At 62.8% G+C, this 25,401-nt stretch carries 31 protein-coding genes and 1 tRNA gene; 13 read left to right on the top strand and 19 right to left on the bottom strand.

What is annotated here, in order from left to right:
- Nucleotides 1-7 precede the first annotated feature (7 nt).
- The 5 genes from RO009_18140 to RO009_18160 all read right to left on the bottom strand — a co-directional run bounded on the left by RO009_18140 (nucleotide 8) and on the right by RO009_18160 (nucleotide 3,594).
- Nucleotides 8-829 carry an aldo/keto reductase gene (locus RO009_18140; GenBank protein ID MDT3686956.1) on the bottom strand — a complete coding sequence of 274 codons (822 nt, stop codon included), beginning with the start codon at nucleotides 827-829 and terminating at the stop codon, nucleotides 8-10.
- A gap of 72 nt (nucleotides 830-901) precedes the next feature.
- The gene (locus RO009_18145; GenBank protein MDT3686957.1) at nucleotides 902-1,255 is read right to left on the bottom strand and encodes a helix-turn-helix domain-containing protein; all 354 of its coding nucleotides are present in this window, start codon (nucleotides 1,253-1,255) and stop codon (nucleotides 902-904) included.
- Nucleotides 1,256-1,330: 75 nt separating this feature from the next.
- Nucleotides 1,331-1,759: a thioesterase family protein gene (locus RO009_18150; protein MDT3686958.1), complete on the bottom strand. Its 429-nt coding sequence runs from the start codon at nucleotides 1,757-1,759 to the stop codon at nucleotides 1,331-1,333.
- A gap of 5 nt (nucleotides 1,760-1,764) precedes the next feature.
- The gene (locus RO009_18155; GenBank protein MDT3686959.1) at nucleotides 1,765-2,937 is read right to left on the bottom strand and encodes an isovaleryl-CoA dehydrogenase; all 1,173 of its coding nucleotides are present in this window, start codon (nucleotides 2,935-2,937) and stop codon (nucleotides 1,765-1,767) included.
- Between the two features lie 177 nt (nucleotides 2,938-3,114).
- The gene (locus RO009_18160) at nucleotides 3,115-3,594 is read right to left on the bottom strand and encodes a PaaI family thioesterase (GenBank protein MDT3686960.1); all 480 of its coding nucleotides are present in this window, start codon (nucleotides 3,592-3,594) and stop codon (nucleotides 3,115-3,117) included.
- A 91-nt stretch (nucleotides 3,595-3,685) separates the two neighbouring features.
- On the opposite strand from RO009_18160, the gene RO009_18165 reads away from it, so the two are divergent.
- Nucleotides 3,686-4,276 carry a TetR/AcrR family transcriptional regulator gene (locus RO009_18165; GenBank protein MDT3686961.1) on the top strand — a complete coding sequence of 197 codons (591 nt, stop codon included), beginning with the start codon at nucleotides 3,686-3,688 and terminating at the stop codon, nucleotides 4,274-4,276.
- 3 nt (nucleotides 4,277-4,279) lie between these two features.
- Here the strand turns inward: RO009_18165 and mgtE are convergent, their stop codons facing one another.
- Entirely contained in the window at nucleotides 4,280-5,692 is a 1,413-nt protein-coding gene (gene mgtE, locus RO009_18170; protein MDT3686962.1) for a magnesium transporter, read from the bottom strand.
- Nucleotides 5,693-5,914: 222 nt separating this feature from the next.
- On the opposite strand from mgtE, the gene RO009_18175 reads away from it, so the two are divergent.
- Nucleotides 5,915-6,973 (top strand): polysaccharide deacetylase family protein, encoded by a 1,059-nt coding sequence (locus RO009_18175; GenBank protein ID MDT3686963.1) that lies wholly within the window; start codon nucleotides 5,915-5,917, stop codon nucleotides 6,971-6,973.
- 41 nt (nucleotides 6,974-7,014) lie between these two features.
- Here RO009_18175 and RO009_18180 read toward each other — a convergent pair whose 3' ends face one another.
- The 4 genes from RO009_18180 to RO009_18195 all read right to left on the bottom strand — a co-directional run bounded on the left by RO009_18180 (nucleotide 7,015) and on the right by RO009_18195 (nucleotide 9,689).
- Nucleotides 7,015-8,517, bottom strand: coding sequence for a hypothetical protein (locus RO009_18180; protein MDT3686964.1), 1,503 nt, complete (start codon nucleotides 8,515-8,517; stop codon nucleotides 7,015-7,017).
- An 8-nt stretch (nucleotides 8,518-8,525) separates the two neighbouring features.
- Nucleotides 8,526-9,023 (bottom strand): hypothetical protein, encoded by a 498-nt coding sequence (locus RO009_18185; protein ID MDT3686965.1) that lies wholly within the window; start codon nucleotides 9,021-9,023, stop codon nucleotides 8,526-8,528.
- 181 nt (nucleotides 9,024-9,204) lie between these two features.
- Nucleotides 9,205-9,289: transfer RNA gene (locus tag RO009_18190), tRNA-Leu, on the bottom strand.
- A 157-nt stretch (nucleotides 9,290-9,446) separates the two neighbouring features.
- Nucleotides 9,447-9,689 carry a FliM/FliN family flagellar motor switch protein gene (locus tag RO009_18195; protein MDT3686966.1) on the bottom strand — a complete coding sequence of 81 codons (243 nt, stop codon included), beginning with the start codon at nucleotides 9,687-9,689 and terminating at the stop codon, nucleotides 9,447-9,449.
- A gap of 72 nt (nucleotides 9,690-9,761) precedes the next feature.
- Between RO009_18195 and lipB the strand changes: the two genes are divergently transcribed.
- Nucleotides 9,762-10,490: a lipoyl(octanoyl) transferase LipB gene (gene lipB / locus RO009_18200; GenBank protein ID MDT3686967.1), complete on the top strand. Its 729-nt coding sequence runs from the start codon at nucleotides 9,762-9,764 to the stop codon at nucleotides 10,488-10,490.
- 159 nt (nucleotides 10,491-10,649) lie between these two features.
- Nucleotides 10,650-11,558: a PepSY-associated TM helix domain-containing protein gene (locus tag RO009_18205; GenBank protein ID MDT3686968.1), complete on the top strand. Its 909-nt coding sequence runs from the start codon at nucleotides 10,650-10,652 to the stop codon at nucleotides 11,556-11,558.
- A 3-nt stretch (nucleotides 11,559-11,561) separates the two neighbouring features.
- Here the strand turns inward: RO009_18205 and RO009_18210 are convergent, their stop codons facing one another.
- The gene (locus RO009_18210) at nucleotides 11,562-11,987 is read right to left on the bottom strand and encodes a tautomerase family protein (GenBank protein ID MDT3686969.1); all 426 of its coding nucleotides are present in this window, start codon (nucleotides 11,985-11,987) and stop codon (nucleotides 11,562-11,564) included.
- 100 nt (nucleotides 11,988-12,087) lie between these two features.
- Between RO009_18210 and RO009_18215 the strand changes: the two genes are divergently transcribed.
- Nucleotides 12,088-12,942 (top strand): LysR family transcriptional regulator, encoded by an 855-nt coding sequence (locus RO009_18215; GenBank protein MDT3686970.1) that lies wholly within the window; start codon nucleotides 12,088-12,090, stop codon nucleotides 12,940-12,942.
- Between the two features lie 3 nt (nucleotides 12,943-12,945).
- Here the strand turns inward: RO009_18215 and RO009_18220 are convergent, their stop codons facing one another.
- The 5 genes from RO009_18220 to RO009_18240 all read right to left on the bottom strand — a co-directional run bounded on the left by RO009_18220 (nucleotide 12,946) and on the right by RO009_18240 (nucleotide 17,517).
- Nucleotides 12,946-13,242 carry an acylphosphatase gene (locus RO009_18220; protein ID MDT3686971.1) on the bottom strand — a complete coding sequence of 99 codons (297 nt, stop codon included), beginning with the start codon at nucleotides 13,240-13,242 and terminating at the stop codon, nucleotides 12,946-12,948.
- On the bottom strand, nucleotides 13,242-13,706 hold the full coding sequence (locus tag RO009_18225; GenBank protein MDT3686972.1) for a gamma-glutamylcyclotransferase family protein: 465 nt from the start codon (nucleotides 13,704-13,706) through the stop codon (nucleotides 13,242-13,244). Before RO009_18225 ends, RO009_18220 begins: the two co-directional genes overlap by 1 nt.
- A gap of 70 nt (nucleotides 13,707-13,776) precedes the next feature.
- On the bottom strand, nucleotides 13,777-14,094 hold the full coding sequence (locus RO009_18230) for a hypothetical protein (protein ID MDT3686973.1): 318 nt from the start codon (nucleotides 14,092-14,094) through the stop codon (nucleotides 13,777-13,779).
- A gap of 65 nt (nucleotides 14,095-14,159) precedes the next feature.
- Complete coding sequence (locus RO009_18235; protein MDT3686974.1) at nucleotides 14,160-16,169, bottom strand: acetyl/propionyl/methylcrotonyl-CoA carboxylase subunit alpha; 2,010 nt, start codon at nucleotides 16,167-16,169, stop codon at nucleotides 14,160-14,162.
- 49 nt (nucleotides 16,170-16,218) lie between these two features.
- Nucleotides 16,219-17,517 carry a DUF4010 domain-containing protein gene (locus RO009_18240; GenBank protein ID MDT3686975.1) on the bottom strand — a complete coding sequence of 433 codons (1,299 nt, stop codon included), beginning with the start codon at nucleotides 17,515-17,517 and terminating at the stop codon, nucleotides 16,219-16,221.
- Between the two features lie 238 nt (nucleotides 17,518-17,755).
- Between RO009_18240 and RO009_18245 the strand changes: the two genes are divergently transcribed.
- From RO009_18245 to RO009_18255, 3 genes are all read left to right on the top strand, one after another.
- Entirely contained in the window at nucleotides 17,756-18,415 is a 660-nt protein-coding gene (locus tag RO009_18245; protein MDT3686976.1) for a peroxiredoxin, read from the top strand.
- A 71-nt stretch (nucleotides 18,416-18,486) separates the two neighbouring features.
- Nucleotides 18,487-19,113, top strand: a complete 627-nt coding sequence (locus RO009_18250; protein ID MDT3686977.1) for an alpha/beta hydrolase — start codon at nucleotides 18,487-18,489, stop codon at nucleotides 19,111-19,113.
- 98 nt (nucleotides 19,114-19,211) lie between these two features.
- Nucleotides 19,212-19,610 carry a PaaI family thioesterase gene (locus RO009_18255; GenBank protein ID MDT3686978.1) on the top strand — a complete coding sequence of 133 codons (399 nt, stop codon included), beginning with the start codon at nucleotides 19,212-19,214 and terminating at the stop codon, nucleotides 19,608-19,610.
- A 6-nt stretch (nucleotides 19,611-19,616) separates the two neighbouring features.
- Here the strand turns inward: RO009_18255 and RO009_18260 are convergent, their stop codons facing one another.
- Nucleotides 19,617-20,495, bottom strand: coding sequence for a DMT family transporter (locus RO009_18260; GenBank protein ID MDT3686979.1), 879 nt, complete (start codon nucleotides 20,493-20,495; stop codon nucleotides 19,617-19,619).
- A 202-nt stretch (nucleotides 20,496-20,697) separates the two neighbouring features.
- Between RO009_18260 and RO009_18265 the strand changes: the two genes are divergently transcribed.
- The 4 genes from RO009_18265 to RO009_18280 all read left to right on the top strand — a co-directional run bounded on the left by RO009_18265 (nucleotide 20,698) and on the right by RO009_18280 (nucleotide 23,211).
- Nucleotides 20,698-21,825 carry an S-(hydroxymethyl)glutathione dehydrogenase/class III alcohol dehydrogenase gene (locus RO009_18265; protein MDT3686980.1) on the top strand — a complete coding sequence of 376 codons (1,128 nt, stop codon included), beginning with the start codon at nucleotides 20,698-20,700 and terminating at the stop codon, nucleotides 21,823-21,825.
- Between the two features lie 299 nt (nucleotides 21,826-22,124).
- Nucleotides 22,125-22,280 (top strand): hypothetical protein, encoded by a 156-nt coding sequence (locus tag RO009_18270; GenBank protein MDT3686981.1) that lies wholly within the window; start codon nucleotides 22,125-22,127, stop codon nucleotides 22,278-22,280.
- A gap of 50 nt (nucleotides 22,281-22,330) precedes the next feature.
- Nucleotides 22,331-22,774, top strand: a complete 444-nt coding sequence (locus RO009_18275; GenBank protein MDT3686982.1) for a hypothetical protein — start codon at nucleotides 22,331-22,333, stop codon at nucleotides 22,772-22,774.
- A 59-nt stretch (nucleotides 22,775-22,833) separates the two neighbouring features.
- Nucleotides 22,834-23,211, top strand: a complete 378-nt coding sequence (locus RO009_18280) for a hypothetical protein (protein ID MDT3686983.1) — start codon at nucleotides 22,834-22,836, stop codon at nucleotides 23,209-23,211.
- An 11-nt stretch (nucleotides 23,212-23,222) separates the two neighbouring features.
- Here the strand turns inward: RO009_18280 and RO009_18285 are convergent, their stop codons facing one another.
- Complete coding sequence (locus tag RO009_18285; protein MDT3686984.1) at nucleotides 23,223-23,609, bottom strand: carboxymuconolactone decarboxylase family protein; 387 nt, start codon at nucleotides 23,607-23,609, stop codon at nucleotides 23,223-23,225.
- Between the two features lie 14 nt (nucleotides 23,610-23,623).
- Complete coding sequence (locus RO009_18290) at nucleotides 23,624-24,565, bottom strand: cyclase family protein (GenBank protein MDT3686985.1); 942 nt, start codon at nucleotides 24,563-24,565, stop codon at nucleotides 23,624-23,626.
- 367 nt (nucleotides 24,566-24,932) lie between these two features.
- Between RO009_18290 and RO009_18295 the strand changes: the two genes are divergently transcribed.
- Nucleotides 24,933-25,268 carry a PRC-barrel domain-containing protein gene (locus RO009_18295; GenBank protein ID MDT3686986.1) on the top strand — a complete coding sequence of 112 codons (336 nt, stop codon included), beginning with the start codon at nucleotides 24,933-24,935 and terminating at the stop codon, nucleotides 25,266-25,268.
- Nucleotides 25,269-25,401 lie beyond the last annotated feature (133 nt).

The raw sequence follows: 25,401 nt of genomic DNA on the forward strand, positions 1-25,401 counted from the left end.
CGGCGGCCTAATCCCATTGCGGCGACCACGCCCAGTCAACGATGCGGCCATCCGGCCGCGCTAGCGCACCGATCTGCGCCATTTCCTCGTCGCTCAGTTCGAAATCGAAGATGTTGATATTCTCGCTCAGCCGCTCGACCCGGCTGGTGCGCGGAATGACGCCGATGCCCCGCTGCACCAGATAGCGCAGCGACACCTGCGCGGCGCTCTTGCCATGCGCCTTGCCGATGCGCGCCAGCACCGCGTCATACTTCGCGCTGCCGCGCGCGATCGGCGCATAGGCAACCACCGCCATGTCGAGCGCACGGCAGGCGGCGATCACTTTCGACTGGTCGAGAAAAGGATGCATCTCGATTTGGTTGCAGACCAGACGTTGCTCAGCGAGACGATCCGCCTGCTCAAGCAGAGCTACGGTGTAGTTCGACACGCCGATCTGACGGGCCAGGCCGTCGCGCTTCACCCCGACCAGTGCGTCGATGGTGTCCTTGAGCGGCACCTCCTTGTTCGGCCAGTGCAGCAGCAGAAGATCGATTTCGCCAAGGCGCAATTGTCCGACGCTGTCCTTGACCGAACGTTCGAGCGCACGCGGTGCCAGATTCTCCGGCGACACCTTGGTGACGACAAACACCTCTTCGCGCTTGATGCCGGAGGCGCGCACGCCCTCACCCACCTCGCGCTCGTTGCCATACATCTGCGCGGTGTCGAAATGCCGGTAGCCGAGCTTGATGGCCTGCTGCACCAGACGGGCGCAGTCGCGTCCGCGCAACTCGAACGTGCCGAGTCCGACCGCGGGAATGCGCACGCCCTTGGCTTCGACGAAGGCAACCATGCCTATCCCTCGCTGAATGAGGCCGACACAATGCCGGGCCGCCAGCGCCCTGCCAACCGATCTGCCGGCAGATCAGCCCGGCTGTTTCGCCGGACCCAACACCGCGAAGGCGAGATCGGGCGCGCTGTCGATCAGCTTCAGCAAAGCGCGCGCCGGGCCGCGCGGGACGCGCTTGCCCTGCTCCCAGTTGCGCACGGTTTCCAGCGGCACGCCGATACGGGCGGCGAATTCGGCCTGGGTCAGCCTGGTCGCGGCGCGGATGGCACGGGCATAAGCCGCATCATCCATGACCGGCGGCGCCTTTGAGGCTCCAAAATGCGGAAGCTCTCGCAGGTTCGAGACATCACGTTCCAGCCCGCCGGGCAGGATTTCGACGATGCGTCCGTCGGCCTTCAGGCGCAGCCGCAAGTCCGGTTTGCGTTCCATGCCCCGAAGGTTACCCGATTCGGTCAATGCACCCTTAACGGGGATAACGAGGCGATTCGATCAGCCAATGGCTGATCAGCCATTGGCCGAGATGACGAGCGCCTCGGCCCGCGCCCTGAACTCGGCCGGAAACGACGTTGCACGCCGCGCTTTGGTGTCGAGATGCACGGCGGTGAGTATGGTGGTCGCGGCGATCTCGTCGGTGTCGGTCCTGCGCATCTCGTGCGTGAAGCGGATCACGCGGTCCTTGATCTCCAGAATGGCGGAATAAATGGTGACAATATCGCCAGCCATCAATTCCTTCCTGTAGGCGATGTTCTGCTCGACCGCTGCAAAGCCGCGATCGTGTGCGCGCAGAAAGGCCGGATCGAGACCGAGCATGGCAAAGAAATTCCACGTCGCCTCGTCGAATTTGCCGACATACCACATGACATTCATGTGACCCATGTGATCGCAATGCCAGGGATAGACGGCGCCGCGATAGGTCAGCAGCGGTTCGGGCATGTTGCTCACTTCGTCTTTTCAAAAATCTCGCGCCCGATCAGCATGCGGCGGATCTCGCTGGTGCCGGCGCCGATCTCGTAGAGCTTGGCGTCCCGCAGCAGGCGTCCGGCAGGAAATTCGTTGATATAGCCGTTGCCGCCCAGCGTCTGGATCGCCTCCAGCGCCGTTTGCGTCGCCTTCTCGGACGCGAACAGGATCGCGCCTGCTGCGTCCTCGCGCGTGGTACGGCCTTCGTCGCAGGCCTTGGCCACCGCGTACACGTAAGACTTGGCCGCATTCATGTTCACATACATGTCGGCGAGCTTGCCCTGGATAAGCTGGAAGCGTCCGATCGGCTGGCCGAATTGCTTGCGATCATGCACATAAGGGATGACCAGATCGATCGCCGCCTGCATCAGCCCGAGCGGGCCCGCGGCCAGCACCACGCGCTCGTAGTCGAGGCCGGACATCAGCACATTGACGCCGTTGCCGACCGCGCCCAGTACATTCTCTTCCGGCACTTCGCAATCCTGGAATACGATCTCGCCGGTATCGGAGCCGCGCATGCCGAGCTTGTCGAGTTTCTGCGCGGTGGAGAAACCCTTGAACTTCTTCTCCACGATGAAAGCGGTGATGCCGCGCGCGCCGGCGGTGGCGTCGGTCTTGGCATAAACAACGATGGTGTCCGCCAAAGGCCCGTTGGTGATCCACATTTTCGAGCCGTTGAGAATGTAGTTTTTGCCCTTCTTGTCGGCGCGCGTGCGCATCGACACGACGTCGGAGCCGGCGCCCGGCTCCGACATCGCCAACGCGCCGACATGCGCGCCGGACATCAGCTTGGGCAGGTAGCGCTTCTTCTGGTCGGGCGTGCCGTTGCGGCGGATCTGGTTCACGCAGAGATTGGAATGCGCGCCGTAAGAAAGGCCCACCGAGCCGGAGGCGCGGGAGATTTCCTCCATCGCCACGCAATGTTCGAGATAGCCGAGCCCCGTGCCGCCCCATTTTTCCTCGACGGTGATGCCAAGCAATCCGAGCTCGCCGAGCTTGGGCCAGAGGTCGCGGGGAAATTCATTCTTGCGATCGATGTCGTCGGCGCGCGGCGCGATCTTCGCCTGCGCAAAGCGGCGCACCGTGTCGCGCAGCATGTCGACATCCTCGCCCAAGCCGAAATCAAACCCGGTCCAGACATTCGACGTCATCGAAGCCTCCTGCCGCGTACCTTGTGGAGCGGATTTGACATTTGCTCACCGCTCGCCGCGAGTTACATTGGCGAATGTCAAATCCAAAGCTCCACCAGGCCTTTTTGCTAGTGGTTCTTTTAATTCCAACATTTGCATAAGCGTCCGCCAAGGCGGGATGAATTGGACCGCCAGGCACTATACCGCCGGCCGCTCGGGCGTGTCCGCGGTGTTTTCAAGACAGATCAGGGTGGCCAGCATCTTCGCGATCGGCTTTCGCAGGCCTTTCGCCTCGGCGAACACATCAGCGTCGACGATCGACAAGGTCTTGCCGGAGCGCAGAACCTGCGCCGTCGCGAAAAACCGCTCGCCAATTGCCGGCGCCAACAGGTTGATCTTCAACTCAACCGTCAACGGCGAGGAGCCTGGCGACATCAGCGTGAACGCGGCATAGCCAGCCGCCGAATCCGCAATCGCCGTGGTGACGCCGCCATGCAGGAAGCCGCGCTGCTGACAGAGATCGTCGCGATATGGCAATTCAATCGTCACCCGGCCGGGATGCACCTCCGCCAGCCGCGCACCGATCAGGCCCATATAGGCCTGCCGCGCAAAACTCTCGCGCACCACACGTTCCCAATCAGGATTGCGCGGCTGATAAAGCCGTCCGGCACCGCTCATTGTGCTTCCCGCTCAAATCCATACGTTACCGTATGTTGACATACGCGACCGTATGGCGGAAAGTCGATTTTGTCAAGTTGCGGCGGGGCGCATGGGGAAAACCGGCAAAACGGCAGAGCCGAAGCAGGAGCGGCTGGATGCGGCCGCCTGGGTTGCGGCAGCCTTGGAAGCCTTGGCTGACGGCGGCGTGGACAGCGTGCGGGTGGAGCCGCTGGCGAAGACGCTGAAGGTGACCAAGGGCAGCTTCTATTGGCATTTCACCGATCGCCGCGCCCTGCTCGACGCCATGCTGGTCCATTGGGCCGAGGGCCGCATCGCCGCGATCCGCGAACAGGTTTCCGGCGAAAAGGCGGGGCAGAATTCTCCGACCGTGATCCTGCTGCGTCTTGCTGACCTCTATACGCGGCATGGCAATACGCGGGGGCTGGCGATCGAACTCGCCATCCGCGCCTTCGCGCGCCGGGACGAAGGCGCCGCCAAGGCGGTGCGCGATGTGGACACCGAGCGTCTGACGCATGTGACGGCCTTGTTCGAGAAGCTGGGCTGGCCGGCGAAGGACGCACAGGCCCGCGCCATCCTTTTCTACAGCTATCTGTTCGGCCAGAGTCTTCTGGACAGCAGGGTCGTCACGCCGGCGACGATCGATATCGCGATTGAGATGCTGCTTGCACCACCGGGCTGAGAGTCATCTCAATCCGAACCACAACGTCGCGATTCCGAGAAACGAGAAGAAAGCGACCACGTCGGTGATCGTGGTGACGAACGGCCCGGAGGCGATGGCCGGATCGACGCCGAACCGCGTCAGCAAAAGCGGCACCACGATGCCGCCCAGAGCCGCGGCCGCAAGCACGCAGATCATGGCAAGCCCGATCACCACGCCGAGGTCGGCAATGCTGAACCAGACCGCGGCGATAGTGCCGAGCACCAGCGCAAAGCCGAGCCCGTTGACGATGCCGACCAGCAATTCGCGCCGTACCACGCGCCAGGAATTGGCGTCGCTCAGGTCCTGGGTCGCCAGGGCCCGCACCGCCACCGTCATGGTCTGCGTGCCGGCATTGCCGCCCATCGAGGCCACGATCGGCATCAGCACCGCCAGCGCCACCATTTTCTGAATCGAGCCTTCGAACTGGCTGATGACGAAAGCGGCCAGCAAGGCGGTGCAAAGATTGGCAAGGAGCCAGGGAAAGCGGCTGCGCACGATGTCCCAGACGGAGTCGGACAGCTCTTCGTCCGCCTTCACGCCGCCGAGCGCCTTGATGTCCTCTTCGGCCTCCTGCTCGATCACGTCGACGATATCATCGAAGGTGAGCACGCCGACCAGCCGGCCATTGTCATCCACGACCGGTGCGGCCACCAGATTGTAGCGCTCGAACTGGCGGGCGACCTCCTCCTGGTCCTCGGTGGCGAGCACGCGGCGGCGGTCCTCGTCCATCAATTCTACGATCGGGATCGGCCGCTTGCTGCGCAACAGGCGGTCGAGCGGGACCGCGCCCTGGAACCTGTAGGAGGGGTCCACGACGTAAAGCTCGTAGAAGCGGTCCGGCAGATCAGCGGTCTCGCGCATATAGTCGATCGCCTGCCCTACATTCCAGTGCGGCGGCACTACGATGAACTCGGTCTGCATCCGCCGGCCGGCAGATTCCTCCGGATAGAGCAGGCTGCGCTCCAGCGCGATGCGCTCGAAATGCGGCAACTGCTCGAGGATTTCCTCCTGCTCTTCCTTCGGCAGGTCCTCGAGAATGTAGACGGCGTCGTCGGAATCGAGCTCGCGCACGCCCTCGGCGACGGTCTCGGGCTCGAGTTCCTCAAGGATTTCCTCGCGCACCGTGTCATCGACCTCGGTCAGCGCCGAGAAGTCGAAATCCTTGCCCATCAGCTCGATGAGCCGCGGACGCAATTCCGGATCGAGGGCTTCGATCAGGTCGCCGGTATCGGCCTCGTGCAGATCGCCAACCACCGTGCGCAGCGTGCCGCTGTCGCGGGCCGCGATCGCCTCCTGCACCCGGGCGACAAAATCCGGACGAATCGCGCCGTCCTCGTCACGCAGCGTGTCCGCGGAGGTCTGGACCGGTCCGGTCATCTCTTTCTCGTCGAGCATGCACCGGCCCCACGCTTTACGGCTCATTCAGTGGTCATGCGGGGCTTGTACGCTGCGAGATTTCCGCTGGCAATCGCAATGGCGCGTAACCGGGGCGAGTGAGCATCTGATCCCGCACTGTTCACAGCGTCAGTCCGGCCACCGCGGCGAATGGCGGCACCGCGGTTAAGCTTGCATTCATCCGCGAATCCCTACCCGATACGTGGGACGGGATTTTCAGCAATGCACAGACGATTTCTCACGGCAATTGCGGCCGCCTTATTTCATGCGAGCCTGTTTCAGCCCGGCACTGCGCAGGCCGCAGATTGTCCAGGCAACCCAGATGCCATCGGTGTGAGCCGCACCATCGTCGTCGACCCACGCGAACATCCGCGCGTCGGCTCGTTTCAATATCCGGAAACGCTGCCGCTGAAGGACAAGGAAGTGGTGCTGACGCTGGATGACGCGCCGCGTCCAGCCTCCGCGCCGGCGCTTGACGTGCTTGCCGCGCATTGCGTGAAGGCGACCTATTTCGTCATCGGCAAGCATGCCCGCGACTATCCCGACATCCTGAAGAAGATCCAGGCCGCTGGCCACACCATCGGCACGCACAGCCAGACCCATCCCCTCAGCTTCAACCGCATGGCCGCCGCGCGGGCGGAAAAGCAGATCCACGAGGGCATCGCCTCGGTGCGATCCGTGCTCGGTGACGAGGCCGAGATCGCGCCCTTCTTCCGCGTGCCGGGCCTGCTGCGCGGCGAGACGGTGGAAAGCGTCGCCGCCGCGCGCGGGCTGATGGTGTGGAGCACCGACGTGATGTCGCATGACTGGAAGCGGCGCATCACCGTCGACGGCATCGTGCGGCGGACCATCGACCGGCTGGAGGCCAAGGGCAAAGGCATCCTGCTCCTGCACGATATCCATGCGAAGACGGTCGAGGCTTTGCCGCTGATCTTCAAGGAGCTGAAGCAGCGCGGTTACAGGATCGTGCATGTGCAGGCCGCGACCGAAACCCGGCTCGCCACGCCAACGGAGCCTCAGGACTGGCAATTCCAGGCGCCGACAACGGCCGTGTTGCCGGCGTTGCTGATGAGCGACCTGAAAAACCTCAACGGCAATCTCGCCGAGCAGCACGCCATGAGCAGCGTCGATTTCTGCGGCATGCCGCCCAAGAGCAAATCGGCGAGCCGGCTCGCGCGGCGGCATGCGCGGGCGCACGGCCGCGGGCAAAAGGCGTCGCACCGGCGAACGGCATCGGCGCGTGCCGCCACGACGGATCATGCGACGGTCGCGATGCCGTAAGAGATTTGCCAGTGCACGCCGGCACAGGCGGAGGACGTGGATTATTTTGCCTTCGGCGGTGAATCGACCGACCGCGTCTCCGGCTCGGTCACCTCGAAAGCGAAACGGAAGCGCGGCAGGTCTTCCCCCGGATGATCGTCGGCAAAGCTGAGCTGAGGCAGCCGGAAATTGATCGGGCGCTTCTCATCGCCTTTGTAGATCGCCGGATAGAGATCGATGAAATGCCATCCCGGCGCGCCTGTCGCCTGTAGCGTGATCTCGACATCGCCCTGGCTGTTGAAGCCGCACGCGTAGCCGATATAGCTGTTGTCATACACGACGGTGTAGATATTGGCGGTTTCGGTCCAGCCGACGCCTTTCAGGCGGATGGTGAACGGCGTGCCCGCCGGACCGCGCGTCACCTCGAGCGGCAATGCGGTCGGCAAAATCCAATAGCTTCCCGTTTTCTTCGATGCCCCGTCGTCAACCGACAGGCCATGCGCGCCGCCGAGATCGTCCGGCGCGTTGAACCGGAACGCGACGTTGCCCGAGGCATCAGCGGTGGCCTCGGCAATGACCCGCGATGACTCATCCCAACCTCCGCCGCCGACGCGGTTGCCGGTCACCGTGCCCCAGTTCAGCCTGTGCGTCTTGCTCGGCGTCAATCCGGAGCCCCGAACCGAAACCGACTGCCCGACCCCGGAGAAGCGTGGCGTTGCAAACAGCTCGCCCTGCGGCGGCAAGCCACGCGGGTTGGTCAGCGCCTGTTGTTCGATGGGCGGCGGCAAAGCCGCAGGTCCCGGTGTGACCGTGAAGTGCAAGACGAAGCGCGGCCGGTCGGGCTCCGGCGATTGCTGCATGTTGCGATAGGGAAAGGTGAAGTCGCCATGCAGGAGTTCCAGCACGTGCCGTCCCGGCCGGCCTGTGGCAGGAATGGTGAAGCTTGCGGAGCCAGCCGTCGTGACCGCGGAAATCCAGCCGGTGAAATTGTTGTCATACAAAAGGAGCCACGAATTCTGCAGTTGCCGCCAGCCAATGCCCTTGACGTCGACCTTGATCGGCGTTCCGACCGGGCCGCTCTGCGGCGACACGCTGACCGTCATGTCGAGATGGAAGTTCGCCTGCGTGAACAGCCGTCCGTCTTTCTGAAGCACGATATCGTGGGCGAAGCCGAAATCCTCCGGCACAGTGAAACGGGCCGTGAGTTGTCCGTCACTGTCGCTCTTTGCAGTAGCGATACGGTAGGCGACCTGCCGGTAGTCCCGGCCGTGATATTCCGCGTTGCTGACCTTCCACGCCCCAGTCACGGTCACCCAGACGAGGTCAAATTCCTCGTTGGCGGGCAATCCTTTCGCGTGCACGGTCACCGGCGTTCCTGCCGGCCCATGTTCGGGGGTGACCGTGAGCCGTCCGACGAAGCCGCCGGACGGGCGCCCCGCCGCTACTTCCGGTCCGAGCGCTGACGCGCGTGGCGCATCCATCGCGTGAGCGGCCAGAGCAAGGGGAAGCGCCAGCAGTGCGACGACCGCCTGAAGAATGAGTCTGCCTGTTCGCGCACGCTTCACGATAGGCGTCACTGCTTCGTGAACTCGACCTCGCCGGGGATCACCGTGAGCTGCGAGAGCTGAACCTTGAACGGCTCCCAGACATGCGAGCGTCCCTGAAGATCTGTGGCGATCACCCTGTAGGCAAAAGTCCCGGTTGGATAATCGGCTGGAATAATCCAGGACGCAGACCAGAAGTAATCGTCCGTGCGCCCGCGCGGATGCGGACCAAACTTCATGGGAAATTTCTGGCCATCGGACAATTCGACAACCAGACTCTTGAGCTGTTTGTCGTCGACCGGTTTGCCGGCGGCCTCGAGCGTGCGCACGCGCCAGACCACGGATTCCTTGCGTTTGAACTGGCTCGCCAGCACACAAACAGGGCCGGTCATGCCGGCCTTCTGTGCACCGCGCACCATATCTCCTTCAAAGAACAGCTTCGGGCCGTCTTGCGCCGCGGCGATCGTGGGCAATCCAAAAACGAGAGCCGCCGCCGCAACCATGCGCAAGTGATGTGAGAATGCCATGGCCAACTCCATGTGAAGCCTGATGCGAAAAACAATTCAGAGCCGACGACAAGGCAAGAATTCTTTGTCGCTGCTGTCCTTGATAGAGGTCAAAGCTCCGTGCCGGACGCGACGCCGCAAAGAGTTTGGAGGGACAAAGGTGTCGACTAGGGCTTGTCCCGCGAAACGGGTCGAAACAGGATGGTGCGGCCGAGAAGACTCGAACTTCCACGGGTTGCCCCGCTGCCACCTCAAGGCAGTGCGTCTACCAATTCCGCCACGGCCGCTAATTTTGGGGCGCCGGGCCGAAGCCGGGCGCGAGGTGGGCTGCATTTATCAAATCGGTTTCAGGGGGACAAGGGCGGCGAGGTCCCCTCCCGGCCTCGTCCATCCAGACGCCCGCCTTCGCTGACACTGCGGCGGGCTTCTCAGGGTGAGGCTTTTTCAGCGCATATCCACCGGCCGGGGCAGCAATTCCTTCACCTGGACGGCGATACGATTGCCGCTGACGATCACGTTGCCCTTGGCCACCGGAAAATTGTTGGCAAGGATCTGGACGTCGTCCTCCTCCCCCTGCGCCAGCTCGATGATCGCGCCGCGGCCCAGCCGCAGCACCTGGTGGATCGGCATGACGGTGGTGCCGAGGACGACGGAGATATCCAGGGAAACATGGTCTAGGGTGGGCAAAGCGACTACATCCTTCCGGTCGGAACTACGAGAATCCGCGTGTCCCTACCCTCGCCCCGACATGGTAAATTGATGGTTAATGCCCGCGAAAGCCTAAATTTTGGCATGAAACCCGGGTCCGGCGGGCGGGCGGTGGAATGGCGGATCAGCGAGGGGCTGGTTCCCTATGAAACGGCGCTCGCCGAAATGGATGCCCGCGCCGCCGCCATTGCCGAAGGTCAGGAACCGGATTTGGTCTGGCTGCTCGAGCACCCGCCCCTCTACACCGCCGGTACGAGTGCGAGCCCGGCCGAGATCGTGGAGGCCCGCTTTCCCGTTTACGAAGCCGGGCGCGGCGGGCAGATGACCTATCACGGCCCCGGGCAGCGGGTGGTCTATCTGATGCTCGACCTGAAACAGCGGCGGCCGGACCTGCGCGCCTATGTGGCGACGCTGGAGGAATGGATCATCCGCACGCTGGCCTCCTTCAACGTGCGCGGCGAACGGCGTGAGGATCGGGTCGGCGTCTGGGTGCGCCGGCCGGAGCTTGCCGCTGCGCGCGAGGACAAGATCGCCGCCATCGGCATCCGGGTGAAGCGCTGGGTGTCGCTGCATGGCATCGCCATCAATGTCGAGCCCAACCTGTCGCATTTCTCCGGCATTGTTCCCTGCGGCGTCCGTGAGCAGAATTATGGAGTCACCAGCCTTGTCGATCTCGGCTTGCCGGTCACGATAAGCGATGTGGACGTGGCGCTGAAGGCAGAATTCGAACCGCTCTTCGGCTCAGTGGCGTTGGCGGCAGAGCCCAGCCTGATTGATTGAGAACAACAAGACAGCGATGCCCGCGCATCGGTGAATGTGTCGTGACACCTTCGCGCCTTGCGCCAGATCAAACGTTGCAAATTAAGTATCTGTAATTTGTAAGGCTGTTGCGGGCGTGCGTAACCTGCGGCCACTGCCAACAGCATAAGACATCGTTCCATGTTCAAGATGTGGCTCTTGCGGATCCATCGCTGGATCACACTCGTATTCGCGCTGCCGCTCGCGATCTTGATCCTGACCGGACTGGTCCTGTCTTTCGAGCCGATGGTTGTGGCTTCGACCTCATCCACCGCTCCGCTCACGGCTGAGGCGATCAACGCCATTCTCGCCAAGCACGATCCGGATGCACAAGCGCGTTCGCTGGTGGTGCGCGCCTATGCCGGCAATGCGTCGATCGGCGGCGCGCAGCGCGGGGCCGCGCTGCATGTCGATCTTGCGCGCAACGAGCAAATCGCTTCACCCGGCGCGCTGGCGGAATTGTTCACCACGTCGCGGCGCCTGCATGAAACATTACTGATGGAACTCGGCTGGCTGGTCAGCCTGTCCACCTTCGTGTTGCTTGCGCTGATTGCAATCGGCGTGCTGATGGGCTGGCCGCGTCTGCGCAATACGCTCGCCGGCTGGCACAAGGGTACCGGCTGGTTCTTGCTGCCGCTTCTCATCGCGAGCCCGCTCACCGGCCTGTTTCTCGCTTACGGGGTCACGTTCACGTCGCCGCTGCCAAAGCCGCCGGCAGGCGCACCGGCGTCCCTGCGAAATGCAGTGCAGATCGTCGGCAGCGCGCACGATCTCGCCAACGTCGTCTGGATCCGGCCAATGGCCGGCGCGTTGCGTGCGCGCGTCAACGACGGCGGAGAGATGCGGGTGTTCACCGTCACCCAGTCCGGACTCGTTCCGACCCCGCGCAACTGGCCGCGGCTGATCCACGAGGGCAACTGGGGCGGCAACCTGTCGGCGCTGATCAACGTCGCGATCTCGGTCGCCTTCATCACGCTGCTGTCGACCGGCCTGCTGCTCTGGGCGCGCCGGAAATTCCGGCGCCGCTCAACGCGTCTTGCGCCCGCGTAGCGATCAAGCTGCCGTCTTCACCGCGCCCCTGAGCTTGCCGGCGATGTAGCGCTCGTTCTGCGTCATTCCGCCATAGCCATAGGCGTCGCCTCGCACCTCATTTACATAAACATAGCTTTCGCTGTGCAGCGGGCCGAGCAGCTCGCTCATTTTCGCAAAGGCAGCGGCGATGAAGGCGGCCTTCTGCTCGCGGGTGTTGGTACCGTCAACCACCCGAATGTCGAGCCAGAAGGCCGCAAGACCATGGTCGCGCAACGACTTGTTGCCGATCAGCCATTTGGCGGGATCGAGTTCCTCGACGGTGACGGCGGTGATCGACGGGTCCTTGCCCAGGAACTCGCTCGAAAGCCAGTTGGCGGCTTTGCCAACGACATCTGGGAGGCCAGCCGGCGCATTTGGCGCCGCGTATTGCACGGTGATCATTGGCATGCCGAAGTCTCCTTTCAAAAGTGATTGACAGCAGACTAATTCGCTGGCCATGATTTTAGAACGTTATCTTTAGGTATATCAGTGATTATGATTTCTTATGATTGATCGACCGCTTGATCTTGACGCCGTGCAGTCCTTCCTGCTGGTGGCGGAACTGCAGAGCTTTACACGCGCGGCGGAAGCTTCGGGCACCTCGCAAGCAGCGGTCAGCCTGAAGATCAAGCGGCTGGAGGATCGACTTGGCGCGCGTCTGATCGAACGTACGCCACGTCACGTGCGTCTAACGGCGCGCGGAGAGGAATTCCTCAGCGGGGCGCGCGATCTCATGGCCGCGCATGAGCGCGCAATCAGCGGCGGCCGCGACAAGGCTTTGCGTCTGCGGATCGGCTTCTCCGATCATGCAGTCGGCGCGCAATTGGCCGCTCTACTCGCACAACTGCACGCCTTCGACCGCGATCTATCGCTCGACGTCACCATTGGCTTTTCCCGCGCACTGCTCGATCAGTTCGACCGCGGCCGGCTCGATGCCGTGGTCGTCCGCAAGGAAGGGTCGCGGCGCGGCGGCGAGACCCTGACCCACGACGAAATGGGGTGGTTTGCCTCACCACGATTCGTCCACCGTCCCGGGGACGAGCTGCGGATTGCCACGCTTGCGGCTCCCTGCGGCGTGCGCGCCCTTGCCATCCGTGCGCTCGACCGCGCGCGCATCGGCTCGGTCGAGGCCTTTGTTGGTGGCGGCGTCAGTGCAGTCAACGCCGCTGTCCTGTCGGGGCTTGCGATTGCACCGCTCGCACACCGGATTGCACCAGTGGGCACAGTCGAAATGAGCCAGCAACTGTCACTGCCGCGGCTGCCGCGCGCACAAGTACTGCTCTATTCTCGGGTCAGCGACGCCGGCGCACGGGCCGCCCTGCGCGTCCTTGCCGCCACCTTCCGCGGCACCGTGCGGCGATAGACGCTAAGCCGTCGCCAGCACCGCAAAGCGATAGCCGCCGCGCATCTCCAATTCCTCGGAACTGGCTTCCCGCTCCTCGATTGCGTCCACGCGCGATCCGGGTGGGCCCTGATGGCAGAGGTCAATCATCTCGCGCACCATTCGCGGCTCGCCAGCGAACAACGCTTCGACAGAGCCATCCCGCCGGTTGCGCACCCAGCCGTCCAATCCGCGCCCTTCGGCGGTGTATTCGGTCCAGGCGCGATAGCCGACGCCCTGCACGCGGCCGCGGATGATGATCTGCCGGATGACGATCGGCATCATGCAATATCTCCGGGTTCCAACTCCCGCGTGCCGCCCATGCCGGCCGGCATCCAGCGCGACAGCCGGCGGATGTAGTCCGGCGGCAATCGCCAGTCACGGGCGGCAGCGACAATCGATTCCATATAGCCGCGTTTCGGTTTTCCTGCGCTGCGCGAGCGGCCGATATAGACCAGCGCCTTCACGCTGCGACCCTCGCACTGCACCGTCATGATGGCTGCGCTGTAAAGTCCGCTGGCCAGGCTTTCATAGGCGCTGAGCGCGGCAAGATCGCGCGGCGCCAGCCGCCACACTATGCCGTGCACAACTTCGCCGGACGCCGGGCGCACCGATGCATAGCCGTCGGTGCTGATCAGGAAGGCATGATCGTTGAGAACGGCCCGCCCGAGCACCGTGGCGCCAGGACAGCGCCGCGCCATCGCGGCGCGGTCCATGTTGGAGCCGTAGGAAAAGTGCAGTCTCACATCAGGCCGTTTTGACAATCACGCTGCCGGTAGAATAACGGGTTGCGAGCCATCCGGCCATGCAGCCGCATCAGGGCTTGTGCCTCCTGCCGATCCTTATCTCGCGCTCGACCTCGTATTTGTCAGTGGGATCGAAACCGCCCTTGGCGGCTTCGTCCATCATCTCCTCGAAATCGTCGGGTTCGAGGTCTTCGACGTCATCGTCGTGGATGGGATGCTCGGGCACCCCGCCGTCCTCGCTGGGGCTGATGGCGGTCTCGCGCGCATCTTCGTCGAGACGCGGCAGCGTGTCGGGTGCGATTGCATCCGGCTGATCGCGGCGCCGCGCCTTATCGGGCATTTCCCGCGCCGACATATCCGGTCTTTCGGATTTATGACGTTTGGCCATGGCTGCTCTCCGGAATGAGTGCAACCAATCAACCGGCGAGCACGGGTTGATGTTCCGACGCCGTGTCAGGCGAATTCCATGATCACCGCATCCACCGCCAGGCTGTCGCCCTTCCTGGCGTGAATTTTCTTGACCGTGCCGTCGCGCTCGGCGCGCAGCACGTTTTCCATCTTCATGGCCTCGACCACGGCGAGCGTTTCGCCCGCCTTGACCTCCTGCCCTTCGGCGACGTTGATCGAGACCACGAGGCCGGGCATCGGACACAGCACGCTCTTGCCGGTATCGGCCAGTTCCTTCACCGGCATCAGCCGCGCATAGGCAGCTTCGCTTTCGGTATAGACATACGCGCGTGTCTGCACGCCGCCATGCATCAGATCGAAGCCGTTCGGCACCGGGTTGACCTGCACCACAACATGGTTGCCATCGACCGTGCCGGTCCAGATCGGATCGCCCGGCTTCCAGTCCGATTGCAGGCGATGCACGTGCCCGGGCTTGCCACCATGAAACATGACCTCGATAACGCCATTCGCGCGCGTCACCAGCAGCCTGAATTCCTCTTCGCCCAACCAGACCGCGCGTTGCCGCTCCCGCATGACCAGACGATGCGGCATCTGGCCGGAAATCTGCCGCTTGCGCTCGCCGAGCACGTGATCCATGGCAGTCGCGACCGCAGCCAATAGATGTGCGGTCTCGCCCTCCGGCGCCACGCCATGGAAGCCGTCGGGAAATTCCTCAGCTATGAATCCGGTCGAGAGTTTGCCCGCGCGCCAGCGCGGATGCGCCATCAGTGCCGACAGGAACGGAATGTTATGGCGGATGCCGTCGACATAGAAGGCGTCAAGGGCATCGAGCTGCGCATCGATAGCCGCCTCCCGCGTCGGCGCGTGCGTGATGAGCTTGGCGATCATCGGATCGTAATAGAGCGAAATCTCGCCGCCCTCATAGACGCCGGTGTCGTAGCGGACGGTGACGCCGTCCTGCTGCGACTCCGCCGGCGGGCGATAACGCACCAGGCGTCCGGTCGAAGGCAGGAAATTGCGGTAGGGGTCTTCCGCGTAAACGCGGCTCTCCACCGCCCAGCCGGAGAGCTTCACATCGCTCTGCTTGATCGCAAGTTTCTCGCCCGCGGCAACGCGGATCATCTGCTCAACGAGGTCGATGCCGGTGATCATTTCGGTGACCGGATGCTCGACCTGGAGGCGGGTGTTCATCTCCAGGAAATAGAAGGAACGGTCCTGCCCGGCGACGAATTCGACGGTGCCGGCGCTGTCGTATTTCACCGCCTTGGCCAGCGCGACCGCCTGCTCGCCCATTTTCCGGCGCGTCGCCTCGTCGAGCAGCGGCGACGGCGCCTCCTCGATCACCTTCTGATTGCGGCGCTGGATCGAGCATTCGCGCTCGCCGAGATAAATGACATTGCCGTGCTTGTCGCCCAGCACCTGGATCTCGATGTGGCGCGGATCAACAATGAATTTCTCGATGAAGACGCGGTCATCGCCGAAGGATGACTTGGCTTCGGACCTGGCGCGGGTAAAGCCTTCCGCCACCTCCTCGCGCGAATAAGCGATGCGCATGCCCTTACCGCCGCCGCCGGCGGAAGCCTTGATCATCACCGGGTAGCCGATCTCGTCGGCGATCTGCACCGCCTCTGTCTCATCGGCGATGATGCCGAGATAACCGGGAACAGTGGACACCCTGGCCGCCGCCGCCGCCTTCTTGGATTCGATCTTGTCGCCCATGGCGGCGATGGCGCCGGGATTGGGGCCGATGAAGACAATACCGGCAGCGTCCAGCGCCTTTGGGAAGGCCTCGCGCTCGGAGAGAAAGCCATAGCCCGGATGCACCGCCTGCGCCCCGGTCGCCTTGCAGGCGTCAATGATCTTCTCAATCAGCAAATAACTTTCGGCGGCTGGCGGAGGTCCGATGTGAACGGCCTCATCCGCCATCTCAACATGCAGGGCGTCCTTGTCGGCGTCGGAATAGACGGCGACGGTCTCGATCCCCATGCGGCGGGCGGTCTTGATGACCCGGCAGGCGATTTCGCCGCGATTGGCGATCAGAATACGCTTGAACATGTAGTAGCCATTCCCCTCGCGCGGACTTTTCGGCGGTGTTACGGAAATGTCAATCGCCGCCTAAAAAGGCCAAGGCCGCGGCCAGCGCCAGCCCGCCGACCGCCAGGCAGGCGACGGATACGGCCATGATTTCCAGGGCGAAGCGGCCGCGTCCGACAATCGCCCCGATCACCATCTTGCTCAGGGTATTGCTGAGAACCGCCGCCAGAATGGCGAAAGACGCCTCCTGCAGGGACAGGGGCTGCGGCGCGAGCCGCGCCATCGACACCGTTACGGCATCGACATCGGCCAGCCCGAGCCCAAAGGCGCCGACGATCGCTCCGGCCGCGCCCAGTGTTTCACCGAGCACGCGGCCGAAAAGCACCACAATGCCAAGAAGGACCGCGAAACCAACAACTGACCAGAAGCTGAAGGGATTGCGGAACTTCACCGATTGCTGGGCCCTCGACGTCCTGCGCCAATAAACCGAAACGAAGGCATAGATCGTCGTCACGGCGCCGGCTGCCAGCAAGGGAGGCGCCAGCATCCGGAGCAGCGCCGGATTCATCACGGTTGCGACTGTGAGAACGCGCAAAAACGAGATCGTTGTCGCCAGCGCGACGCCCGCCGCCAGAATATGCGGTGCGCCTTCGCCGGCTGCTGCGTACCGCGCGTTGGCCGCAGTCACGGCGGTCGATGAAGCAAGGCCGCCGGCTGCCGCCGCAAGCAGCACGCCGTGATGTGCGCCAAAGTATTTCACTGACACATAGCCAAGGAACGACACACCCGCGAGCACGATGGCGAGCAACCAGATCTCGCGGAGATTGACGCCGCCGAATGGACCGACCGGATCGTCCGGTACCATCGGCAGGATGATGAACGTCATCGCCAGCAGAACGAGCGCAGACCGCAATTCGGTCCCGGTGATCTGCCTAAGCCAGCCATGCATCCGCTCGCGGCCGAACAGGAGCAGCGTCACGACGATGGCCGCCGCACCCGCCACCCGCATGTCGCCGACCACCGCATAGGCGCTGAGCACAAAGGTGCTCATGGCCGCGATCGCAGTCGTCGCCGAAAAATTCTTGTCGGCCCGGTTTTCTTCCAGGCAGAACACAGCGATGACCACCGAATAGGCGGCAAAGCCAAGGCCGAGCACAAGCCCGCCCCCCACACTGGCGGCTCCGCCTGACGCCTGCGCGATCGCACCCACGGTGCCGCCGAGAACGCCCGTAATCGCGAAAGTTCGGAAACCGGCCGTTCGGCTGCCTGGCTGGTCCTTTCGCGTCGTCCATCCCCGCTCCAGACCGATCAGAAGGCCGATGCCGAGCGCGACTGCAAACTGGGAAAGAATCTCCTGCAACGGCATCATGCGGCGCAATCCTGTCGTCAATCAACGGGAAGGAATGACTGTCATTCCGGAATGGGAATGGGCATCTCACCGAAAGTTGTTCCAAATACCTTGCCGTTTTCGAAATAATTCACGCCTTACCATCACCCGAACACCCTAATATATTGTGGCGCGCCGGTGTTCATACCCGGCCATCGTTTCATATTTGACGGCGCTCCCCGAAAGAGGCTCGATCGCCGCTGTTCAATGAGGTTGTTCCATGACGCTCCAGATCAACGACACCGCCCCCGATTTCGAGGCAGAGACCACCCAGGGCCGGATCAAATTCCATGACTGGATCGGTGACTCCTGGGCCGTCCTTTTCTCGCACCCGAAAGATTTCACACCGGTCTGCACCACCGAACTCGGCTACATGGCGCGCATCAAGCCGGAATTCGACAAGCGCGGCGTGAAAATTATCGGCCTCTCGGTCGACCCGGTCGACCGGCATGCAGACTGGTCGAAGGACATCGAGGAAACGCAAGGCTTCGCTCCCAACTACCCGATGATCGCGGACACCGACTACAACGTGTCCAAGCTCTACGGCATGCTGCCGGCGGCCATCTCAGGCGATCCCACGAAGCGCACGGCAGCCGACAATCAGACCGTGCGCAATGTCTTCGTCATCGGTCCCGACAAGAAGATCAAGCTGGTGCTGGTCTATCCGATGACCACCGGGCGCAACTTCGACGAAGTGCTGCGCGTGATCGATTCCCTGCAACTCACTGCCAAGCACAAGGTTGCGACGCCGGCGCAATGGAAGCATGGCGAAGACGTGATCATTTCCGGCTCGGTGAATGATGACGACGCCAAGAAAATCTGGCCTCAGGGCTGGAAAGCACCAAAGCCCTACATCCGAATTGTGCCGCAACCGCAGTAACAATCCCACTTTATTTCGGCTAGACTTGAAGGGCGCGGTGTGCACCGCGCCCTTTGTCGTGCGGGGACCATATGAGCGATACGGGATTCGTTCATCGCTTCGTGCCGGCAAAAGCTCCGGACTATCCACCGTTGCTGCTGCTGCACGGGACCGGAGGCGACGAGAATGATCTCATTCCGCTTGGCGAACGGCTGGCGCCGGGCGCCGCGTTGCTGTCGCCGCGGGGCAAAGTTCTGGAAGGGGCGATGCCGCGTTTTTTCCGCCGCCTCGGCGAAGGCGACTGGGACCTCGCCGATTTCAGAGCACAGACCGCCGCTCTTGCCGATTTCCTGCGGCAGGCACGCGCCGCCTATCAGTTCGGCAAACCTGTCGCAGTCGGATTCTCGAATGGCGCGAATATCGGCTGGTCGCTGCTGCTGCACGATCCGTCCCTGCTTGCAGGGGCCATTCTGATTCGCCCGATGGTCCCCTTCGACCCGCGCCCCCTGCCCGATCTCACCGGCTTGTCCGTCCTCATTCTGTCCGGGGCCGAGGATACGCTCATCCCGCGCGACCAGCCCGGCCTGCTGGCCGCGCTGCTCGGCGAAGCGGGCGCCGACGCAACCTATGAAGTGCTGCCGGCTGGGCATGGCTTGACTGCGCAGGACATCGTCCTTGCGGAAAGCTGGCTGCACTCGCGCAATTTTTTGCGGGGCTAACTGTCCGTCGCCCCTTCGCGGTCAGCCGAGGCAGGAACTGCCTGCTTGCGAACGGGCGCGAGCCGCCTAATGTGCGCGCATCGTTCACAGGATTTCACATGCGCGCTGATCAGCCACCTCCTTTCGCCTCCACTTTGGGTATCAAGGTCACACATTATTCGCCGGACCGCATTGAAGCCGAGCTCCCAGTGCGGCCGGAACTCGGCAACCGTAACGGCAATCTGCATGGCGGCGCGGTGATGGCCTTTGCCGACGATCTTGGCGGCGCCGCCACCATCATCAATCTGCCGAAGGGCATGACCACCGCGACGATCGAGAGCAAGACCAACTTCTTCGCCTCGATCTCCGTGGGAGATATTGCCAAGGCGGAATGCACGGCCTTGCATCGCGGACGCACGACCATGGTCTGGCAGACCAGAATCACCCGCGGCGACGGCAAGCTCGCAGCCATGGTGACGCAGACGCAGATCGTGATAGCGAACAAGCCGGCGAAATAACGCGCCTCAAGCCTTCTTGTAATTCACAATGAGCACGGCGCCCGCGCAAAACGCCATCCCGACGATCGCCAGCATATTGAGGCGCTCGTCGAATAGCAGCCACGCCATCAGCGCGGTCGTCGCCGGCACCAGATAGAACAGGCTTGCAACATTCGCCGCGGCGGCGCGGCGGATCAGCCAATACATTAATGCCACCGTGAAAACCGAAAGCACGATGACCAGCCATGCCATGGCCAGGATGAATTCTGTACTCCAGCGAATTCCGCCGGTCTCGAAGGTCAGCGCGGCTGTCAGGAAAAAGATCGTCACCGCGGCATATTGAATGAGATTGCCTGAGCGCCAGTCGATCTTGCCGCCAAACCGCTTCTGGTAAAGCGTGCCGATCGTGATCCCGAGCAGTGAGACCACGCTCGCGATCCAGCCAAGGGGCGTCCCTGCGCCAAAGATGGCACGATCGTTCAGCACCAGAAGGACTCCAAGAATGCCGAGCGCGAGGCCGGCCCATTGCCACGCCGTCACCCGCTCGCCCAGCCAGCGGTTGGCAATGGTCGCCATCAACACCGGCTGCAGGCCAGGCAGCAATGCCGAAATGCCCGCCGGCACGCCCTGGGCAATCGCGACGAAGACGCCGCCAAGATAGAGGCCGTGCACCAGAAGACCGACCACGATGCTGTGACCGGCTTCCGCCCTATTCGGCCAGCGCGGGCGCCAGATCAATGCGATCCCAGCGAGGATCGCGACCACACTGGCCATGCGGACCCACAAAAAGGTCAGCGGCTCGGCATAAGGCATGCCAAATTTAGCCGCGACGAACCCCGTGCTCCAGAAGAACACGAAGGCGAGCGGTGCCGAACGTATGATGAGATTATCGGCAGATCCCGACATGACCATCGGTGATTAGCGGATTCACCCATGCCGAGAAAGCCCTGCGCGGCGCGGGCTAGCCGTGTGGGAAAGACATGGGCCAAAAACAGTGGCGCGATCGGCGCCGCGCGGCGTCATCTTGATTGTGATTGCTCACTCTGTCAGAGACAGCTTTCTTCCGGATTTGACCCGATCATCTGCAATTCAATAACGGAGGCCGGTCATGGATGTGCGTGCGGCGGTGGCGGTTGCGGCGGGAAAGCCGCTGGAAGTGACCACGGTTCAGCTAGAGGGCCCGAGGGCCGGCGAAGTGCTGGTCGATATCAAGGCCACCGGCATCTGCCATACCGACGAATTCACGCTGTCCGGCGCCGACCCGGAAGGTCTCTTCCCCGCCATCCTTGGACACGAGGGCGCCGGCATCGTGGTCGATGTTGGGCCCGGTGTGACTTCGGTGAAGAAAGGCGATCACGTCATTCCGCTCTACACGCCGGAATGCCGGCAATGCCCCTCTTGCCTGTCGCGCAAGACCAATCTCTGCACCGCCATCCGCGCGACGCAGGGCCAGGGCCTGATGCCCGACGGCACCTCACGCTTCTCGCTCGGCGGCAAGCCTCTTCATCACTACATGGGCACATCCACGTTCGCGAATTTCACCGTGCTGCCGGAGATCGCGGTCGCGAAAATCCGTGAGGACGCGCCGTTCGAGAAGGTCTGCTATATTGGCTGCGGTGTCACCACCGGCATCGGCGCCGTGATCAACACTGCCAAGGTGCAGGCGGGTGCCACCGCCATCGTGTTCGGCCTCGGCGGCATCGGTCTCAACGTCATCCAGGGGCTGCGCCTCGTCGGCGCCGACATGATCATCGGCGTCGACATCAATAATGACAAGAAGTCCTGGGGCGAACGCTTCGGCATGACGCATTTCGTCAATCCGAAGGAGATCGGCAAGGACCTCGTGCCGTATCTCGTTGACATGACCAAGCGCGGCGCCGACCAGATCGGCGGCGCCGACTACACCTTCGATTGCACCGGCAATGTCACGGTCATGCGGCAGGCGTTGGAAAGTTGCCATCGCGGCTGGGGCGAAAGCATCATCATCGGCGTCGCCGGTGCCGGCCAGGAGATTTCAACGCGGCCGTTCCAGCTTGTCACCGGGCGCGTCTGGAAAGGCTCGGCCTTTGGCGGCGCCAGAGGCCGCACCGACGTGCCAAAGATCGTCGACTGGTATATGGAAGGAAAAATCCAGATCGATCCCATGATCACGCATGTGATGTCGCTCAATGACATCAACAAGGGCTTCGATCTCATGCACGAAGGCAAATCGATCCGCAGCGTGGTGACGTTTTGACATCGATCAGGCTCGCAAAGCCTGGATATCGTCTGGCCAGCACAAGCGCGAGCAGTGGGTCGAGACCATGTCGTTACCAGGCTGCCACGCCTATCAGCAAGACAATGTGCAAGACACAGCGCGATCAACGCGCGCCACCAACGCTGAAAGCTGTCTAGATCATCGACTTCGATATTCATGACCGGGCCATGCCGTCATTAAGGGAAAGACAAGCCGCCAAGGCTTACAAGTCGTCGACGAACAAGCCCGCCCTCCTCCGATATGCGCGCGACATAGTTGCGCGCTTTTCCGGAACGACCATGACAATGAATGGCAATGCGCCGACGCGCACGAGGCGGCCACCCGCCGCCGTGGCGCGCATCCCGGAGCTACGCAGCGAATTCGGCAAGCATTTCAAGGCTGTTCGCCAGCTCCGCCAGGTTAACGAAATGCAAACGCGTTTTGCCCACTTTTGACCACAGGGCCCTGCGAAGAGCCGGTTCTCACTTTTCTGTCGCGATTTCCGATGCGTCATCTCGCATGCCTCCTGATTTTGTGCGTCGTTTCTGCTGAGCCCGCCTTGGCGGATCTGCGGATCACGCGCGACCATGGCGGCCGGGTCGATGAATACAAGGCCCGCTACGCCAGGATCCGCGATGCCGGCGAGCGCGTGATCATCGACGGCATCTGCAATTCGGCCTGCACGCTTGTGCTCGGCATCGTGCCGCTGAACCGCATTTGCGTCACGCCGCGCGCCAGCCTCGGCTTTCACGAAGCTTATCTCGACAAGAGCTGGACCATGGGCGTGCGCGTTGCGAGCGCGTCGGGCACCGCCGATCTGATGTCCTATTATCCGCAAAGCGTGAAGGACTGGATCGCGCGTCAGGGTGGACTGAAACCGCAGATGAAACGCGTGAAGAACGGGCCGGAGCTCTGGAAGATGGTGGATTCCTGCCCTGAAGAATTTTGAGGGCGCCCGGAACGCTATCGTCGAAATGCGGGTTGTCACAGGTCATCACGGAGGTGCGCATGACTCCGACCGACAACCGTCATCCTCACGACCGTTATCCGGACAATGACTATCCGCGCGCGGCGGAAGAAAACGACGCTCGCCTGCAGCCCGATCCTGAACTCGCGCTGAGCGCCGGTCGCGCCAATCGCACGCAAATCTGGCTGGTTGCTATCGGCGTATGTGTGATCGCAGCCCTCGTTCTGTACGGCATCAGCCAGCCATCCAAGGACTCGCAAACGGCCGCAACACCTCCGGCGCAAACCACCGGCGCCGGGCCGTCCGCAGAACAGCCTCCGGCCCAGGAGCAACAGCAAGGTCAGAAGGCCGCGCCCGACCAGCCCGCGCAGGAGCCAGCCAAGCCAGGTCCGTCCGATTCAACGCGTTCGACGCAATAGCCGGCCCACCCTCATTCAAATTGCGGATCAATCGGCACGCGATAACCATTCGCGAGCCGGTTGGTTTCGTTGGCCATGCCGGTAACCGCCATCACCTCACCGAACATCGCGTCCGTCATCCCCGCCTTGCGCGCGGCGGCGGTATGGCTGGCAATGCAATAGGCGCAGCCATTGGTGACGCTGACAGCAAGATAGATCATTTCCTTGGTGAGCGGATCGAGCGCACCTGGCGCCATCACGTCTTTCACGCTTTCCCAGGTCCGCTTCAGCACGGCCGGATCGCGCGCCAGGTATTTCCAGAAATTGTTGACGTCGGGCACGTTGCGGCTCGCCTTGATGTCATCGAACACCGCGCGCACCGCAGGAGATGCATCTTCGTAATTGATCGCTTTCGACATTGACGGTCTCTCGTTCATTGCCCCGGCACGCCGATCGCCACCGGCCGCACCGGGGAGCCGGAGCCGCCCTGCGAGCGCAGCGGCAGGATGATCGTACAGGACAGCCACACGCGGTCGCGCGCCAGCGCACCGAGATTGGCGTTCTGGATGTTGTGGATCCCGGCCTGCACAAGATTGTGGTGGTGGATGGCAAACGGCAGACCGGCGGGCGTGCCCTCCGCCGGCTTCGCCTTGCCTTCCAGCATGCCGTCCGGCACCGGATCGGTGAAGGGATTGTCGAGCCCGACCAGCACGATCTGTTTCTCTTCCAGATACTTTGCCGCGTCAAAAGCGAGACCCGGCCCCTTGGTGTAGTAGGTCTTTTCGGTGTCGGGATCCTTCCAGCCCTCGCCCCACCCTGTGTAGATGTAAAGCACGTCGCCGGGCAGCAGGCCGCGATCGTTCAGCTTCTGCGCTTTCAGCATGTCCTGGATATGCGCAGCGGTGACGACGCTGCCGGCCGTCATCGGCTGACCCTTGCCGACATGCGCCCTGGCATCGAGCAGAATGGCGGTGGTGATGATCGGCGGCGCTTTCTCAATGCCGAGTTTCTGCAGCGACGAATCCGGCTTGGGCTTCACCTGTTTCTGCGTATAGCCGCCGTAATACATCGCCTTGTCGGACGGAAAATCGCCCTTGCCGTCCCATGGCTGCGGCAGCACCGCGAAATGACCAAGCGCGTCCATCTGTGTGCCCTGCGCGCCGGGCTCGCCGCTGACTGTTTCCTCGCCGTTGAAGGCATGCTTCGTGCCGGGAATGCCGACGGTCGGCCGGAATTTGTCGACCAGCGGCGTACCGAACGGCGATTGCGGCATGGTGTTGGAGCGGATGTGCGAGAGCTCGTAGGATTTTGAGTGCGGGCTGGCGAGATGCGGCGCGCAGCGCTGCCAGGTCTGCGTGCCAAGATTATTGGCCATGCCGATCTCGTCGCCTGCCGGCCAGCGGCTCTGCGCCCATGATGGCGACACCAAAATCAGAGAAACCAAAAGACAGCAGCCATGCGCGATCTGTCCCATTCTACCACCCCGTCAGTTTTCGAGTGCTGTCATTGTCTTGAGGAACGGAACACTGCGCCGCCGTCGCACACTCGACAAGAGGCACGAAGGAGTATTGATGAGGCATCACGTATTTCTCCCTGCCATCGCCGCCCCAACGGCGAGCATCCCGGAGCACTGCACAATCGCGACATCGTGATCCCTGGCCGCACCGGGAACGCCCCGGAGCTGTCCGGCATTGCGTAAAATGAGGTGAAATCCAACCACGAAGGAGAGCAAGGAGGAGACCATGACCCATCTCCTGGTTCCCAGCGATCGCGTGGAAGGGGCGGCGGTGTATGGCCGCGAAGGCGAGAAACTCGGCACCGTCGAGCGGCTGATGCTGGAAAAGACCACGGGCTCCGTCGCCTATGCGGTGATCCGGCATAGCGGCTTTCTTGGCGCCGACACGCATCATTATCCGGTGCTGTGGAAGGCGCTGAAATACAACCCCGACCGCCACGCCTTTGACGCCGACCTGTCGCTCGACGAATTGCGCGCCGGCCTGTGCGAACTCGACGGCGACAACTTCGACTGGGGCGACCGCTCGCCGCCCTATGCACAGCGGATGTATTGGGGGATTTAGGCGTCCGCCGTCACCGCGTGCAGGCTGCGCCAGGATGCGCGCGGCTGCCCGCGTGCAAAAACATCCCGGTTCCCTGCGCCGCCACATCTTCACCTGATCGGCGCAGAAAGGCCGATTTCGGCGCGACAATCAG

This window comes from Pseudorhodoplanes sp., assembly GCA_032027085.1.
Taxonomy (GTDB): domain Bacteria; phylum Pseudomonadota; class Alphaproteobacteria; order Rhizobiales; family Xanthobacteraceae; genus Pseudorhodoplanes.

What these genes read in the sequence shown, in the direction of transcription:
- RO009_18185 (MDT3686965.1), bottom strand. Translation starts at nt 9,023, where the DNA reads ATGGCATTCTCACATCACTTGCGCATGGTTGCGGCGGCGGCTCTCGTT.
- RO009_18155 (MDT3686959.1), bottom strand. Translation starts at nt 2,937, where the DNA reads ATGACGTCGAATGTCTGGACCGGGTTTGATTTCGGCTTGGGCGAGGAT.
- RO009_18145 (MDT3686957.1), bottom strand. Translation starts at nt 1,255, where the DNA reads ATGGAACGCAAACCGGACTTGCGGCTGCGCCTGAAGGCCGACGGACGC.
- RO009_18230 (MDT3686973.1), bottom strand. Translation starts at nt 14,094, where the DNA reads ATGGCCAAACGTCATAAATCCGAAAGACCGGATATGTCGGCGCGGGAA.
- RO009_18205 (MDT3686968.1), top strand. Translation starts at nt 10,650, where the DNA reads ATGTTCAAGATGTGGCTCTTGCGGATCCATCGCTGGATCACACTCGTA.
- RO009_18290 (MDT3686985.1), bottom strand. Translation starts at nt 24,565, where the DNA reads ATGGCCAATAATCTTGGCACGCAGACCTGGCAGCGCTGCGCGCCGCAT.
- mgtE (MDT3686962.1), bottom strand. Translation starts at nt 5,692, where the DNA reads ATGCTCGACGAGAAAGAGATGACCGGACCGGTCCAGACCTCCGCGGAC.
- RO009_18245 (MDT3686976.1), top strand. Translation starts at nt 17,756, where the DNA reads ATGACGCTCCAGATCAACGACACCGCCCCCGATTTCGAGGCAGAGACC.
- RO009_18285 (MDT3686984.1), bottom strand. Translation starts at nt 23,609, where the DNA reads ATGTCGAAAGCGATCAATTACGAAGATGCATCTCCTGCGGTGCGCGCG.
- RO009_18150 (MDT3686958.1), bottom strand. Translation starts at nt 1,759, where the DNA reads ATGCCCGAACCGCTGCTGACCTATCGCGGCGCCGTCTATCCCTGGCAT.
- RO009_18260 (MDT3686979.1), bottom strand. Translation starts at nt 20,495, where the DNA reads ATGTCGGGATCTGCCGATAATCTCATCATACGTTCGGCACCGCTCGCC.
- RO009_18140 (MDT3686956.1), bottom strand. Translation starts at nt 829, where the DNA reads ATGGTTGCCTTCGTCGAAGCCAAGGGCGTGCGCATTCCCGCGGTCGGA.
- RO009_18175 (MDT3686963.1), top strand. Translation starts at nt 5,915, where the DNA reads ATGCACAGACGATTTCTCACGGCAATTGCGGCCGCCTTATTTCATGCG.
- RO009_18235 (MDT3686974.1), bottom strand. Translation starts at nt 16,169, where the DNA reads ATGTTCAAGCGTATTCTGATCGCCAATCGCGGCGAAATCGCCTGCCGG.
- RO009_18265 (MDT3686980.1), top strand. Translation starts at nt 20,698, where the DNA reads ATGGATGTGCGTGCGGCGGTGGCGGTTGCGGCGGGAAAGCCGCTGGAA.
- RO009_18275 (MDT3686982.1), top strand. Translation starts at nt 22,331, where the DNA reads ATGCGTCATCTCGCATGCCTCCTGATTTTGTGCGTCGTTTCTGCTGAG.
- RO009_18280 (MDT3686983.1), top strand. Translation starts at nt 22,834, where the DNA reads ATGACTCCGACCGACAACCGTCATCCTCACGACCGTTATCCGGACAAT.
- RO009_18295 (MDT3686986.1), top strand. Translation starts at nt 24,933, where the DNA reads ATGACCCATCTCCTGGTTCCCAGCGATCGCGTGGAAGGGGCGGCGGTG.
- RO009_18270 (MDT3686981.1), top strand. Translation starts at nt 22,125, where the DNA reads ATGACAATGAATGGCAATGCGCCGACGCGCACGAGGCGGCCACCCGCC.
- RO009_18250 (MDT3686977.1), top strand. Translation starts at nt 18,487, where the DNA reads ATGAGCGATACGGGATTCGTTCATCGCTTCGTGCCGGCAAAAGCTCCG.
- lipB (MDT3686967.1), top strand. Translation starts at nt 9,762, where the DNA reads ATGGTTAATGCCCGCGAAAGCCTAAATTTTGGCATGAAACCCGGGTCC.
- RO009_18220 (MDT3686971.1), bottom strand. Translation starts at nt 13,242, where the DNA reads ATGCCGATCGTCATCCGGCAGATCATCATCCGCGGCCGCGTGCAGGGC.
- RO009_18160 (MDT3686960.1), bottom strand. Translation starts at nt 3,594, where the DNA reads ATGAGCGGTGCCGGACGGCTTTATCAGCCGCGCAATCCTGATTGGGAA.
- RO009_18240 (MDT3686975.1), bottom strand. Translation starts at nt 17,517, where the DNA reads ATGATGCCGTTGCAGGAGATTCTTTCCCAGTTTGCAGTCGCGCTCGGC.
- RO009_18255 (MDT3686978.1), top strand. Translation starts at nt 19,212, where the DNA reads ATGCGCGCTGATCAGCCACCTCCTTTCGCCTCCACTTTGGGTATCAAG.
- RO009_18210 (MDT3686969.1), bottom strand. Translation starts at nt 11,987, where the DNA reads ATGCCAATGATCACCGTGCAATACGCGGCGCCAAATGCGCCGGCTGGC.
- RO009_18165 (MDT3686961.1), top strand. Translation starts at nt 3,686, where the DNA reads ATGGGGAAAACCGGCAAAACGGCAGAGCCGAAGCAGGAGCGGCTGGAT.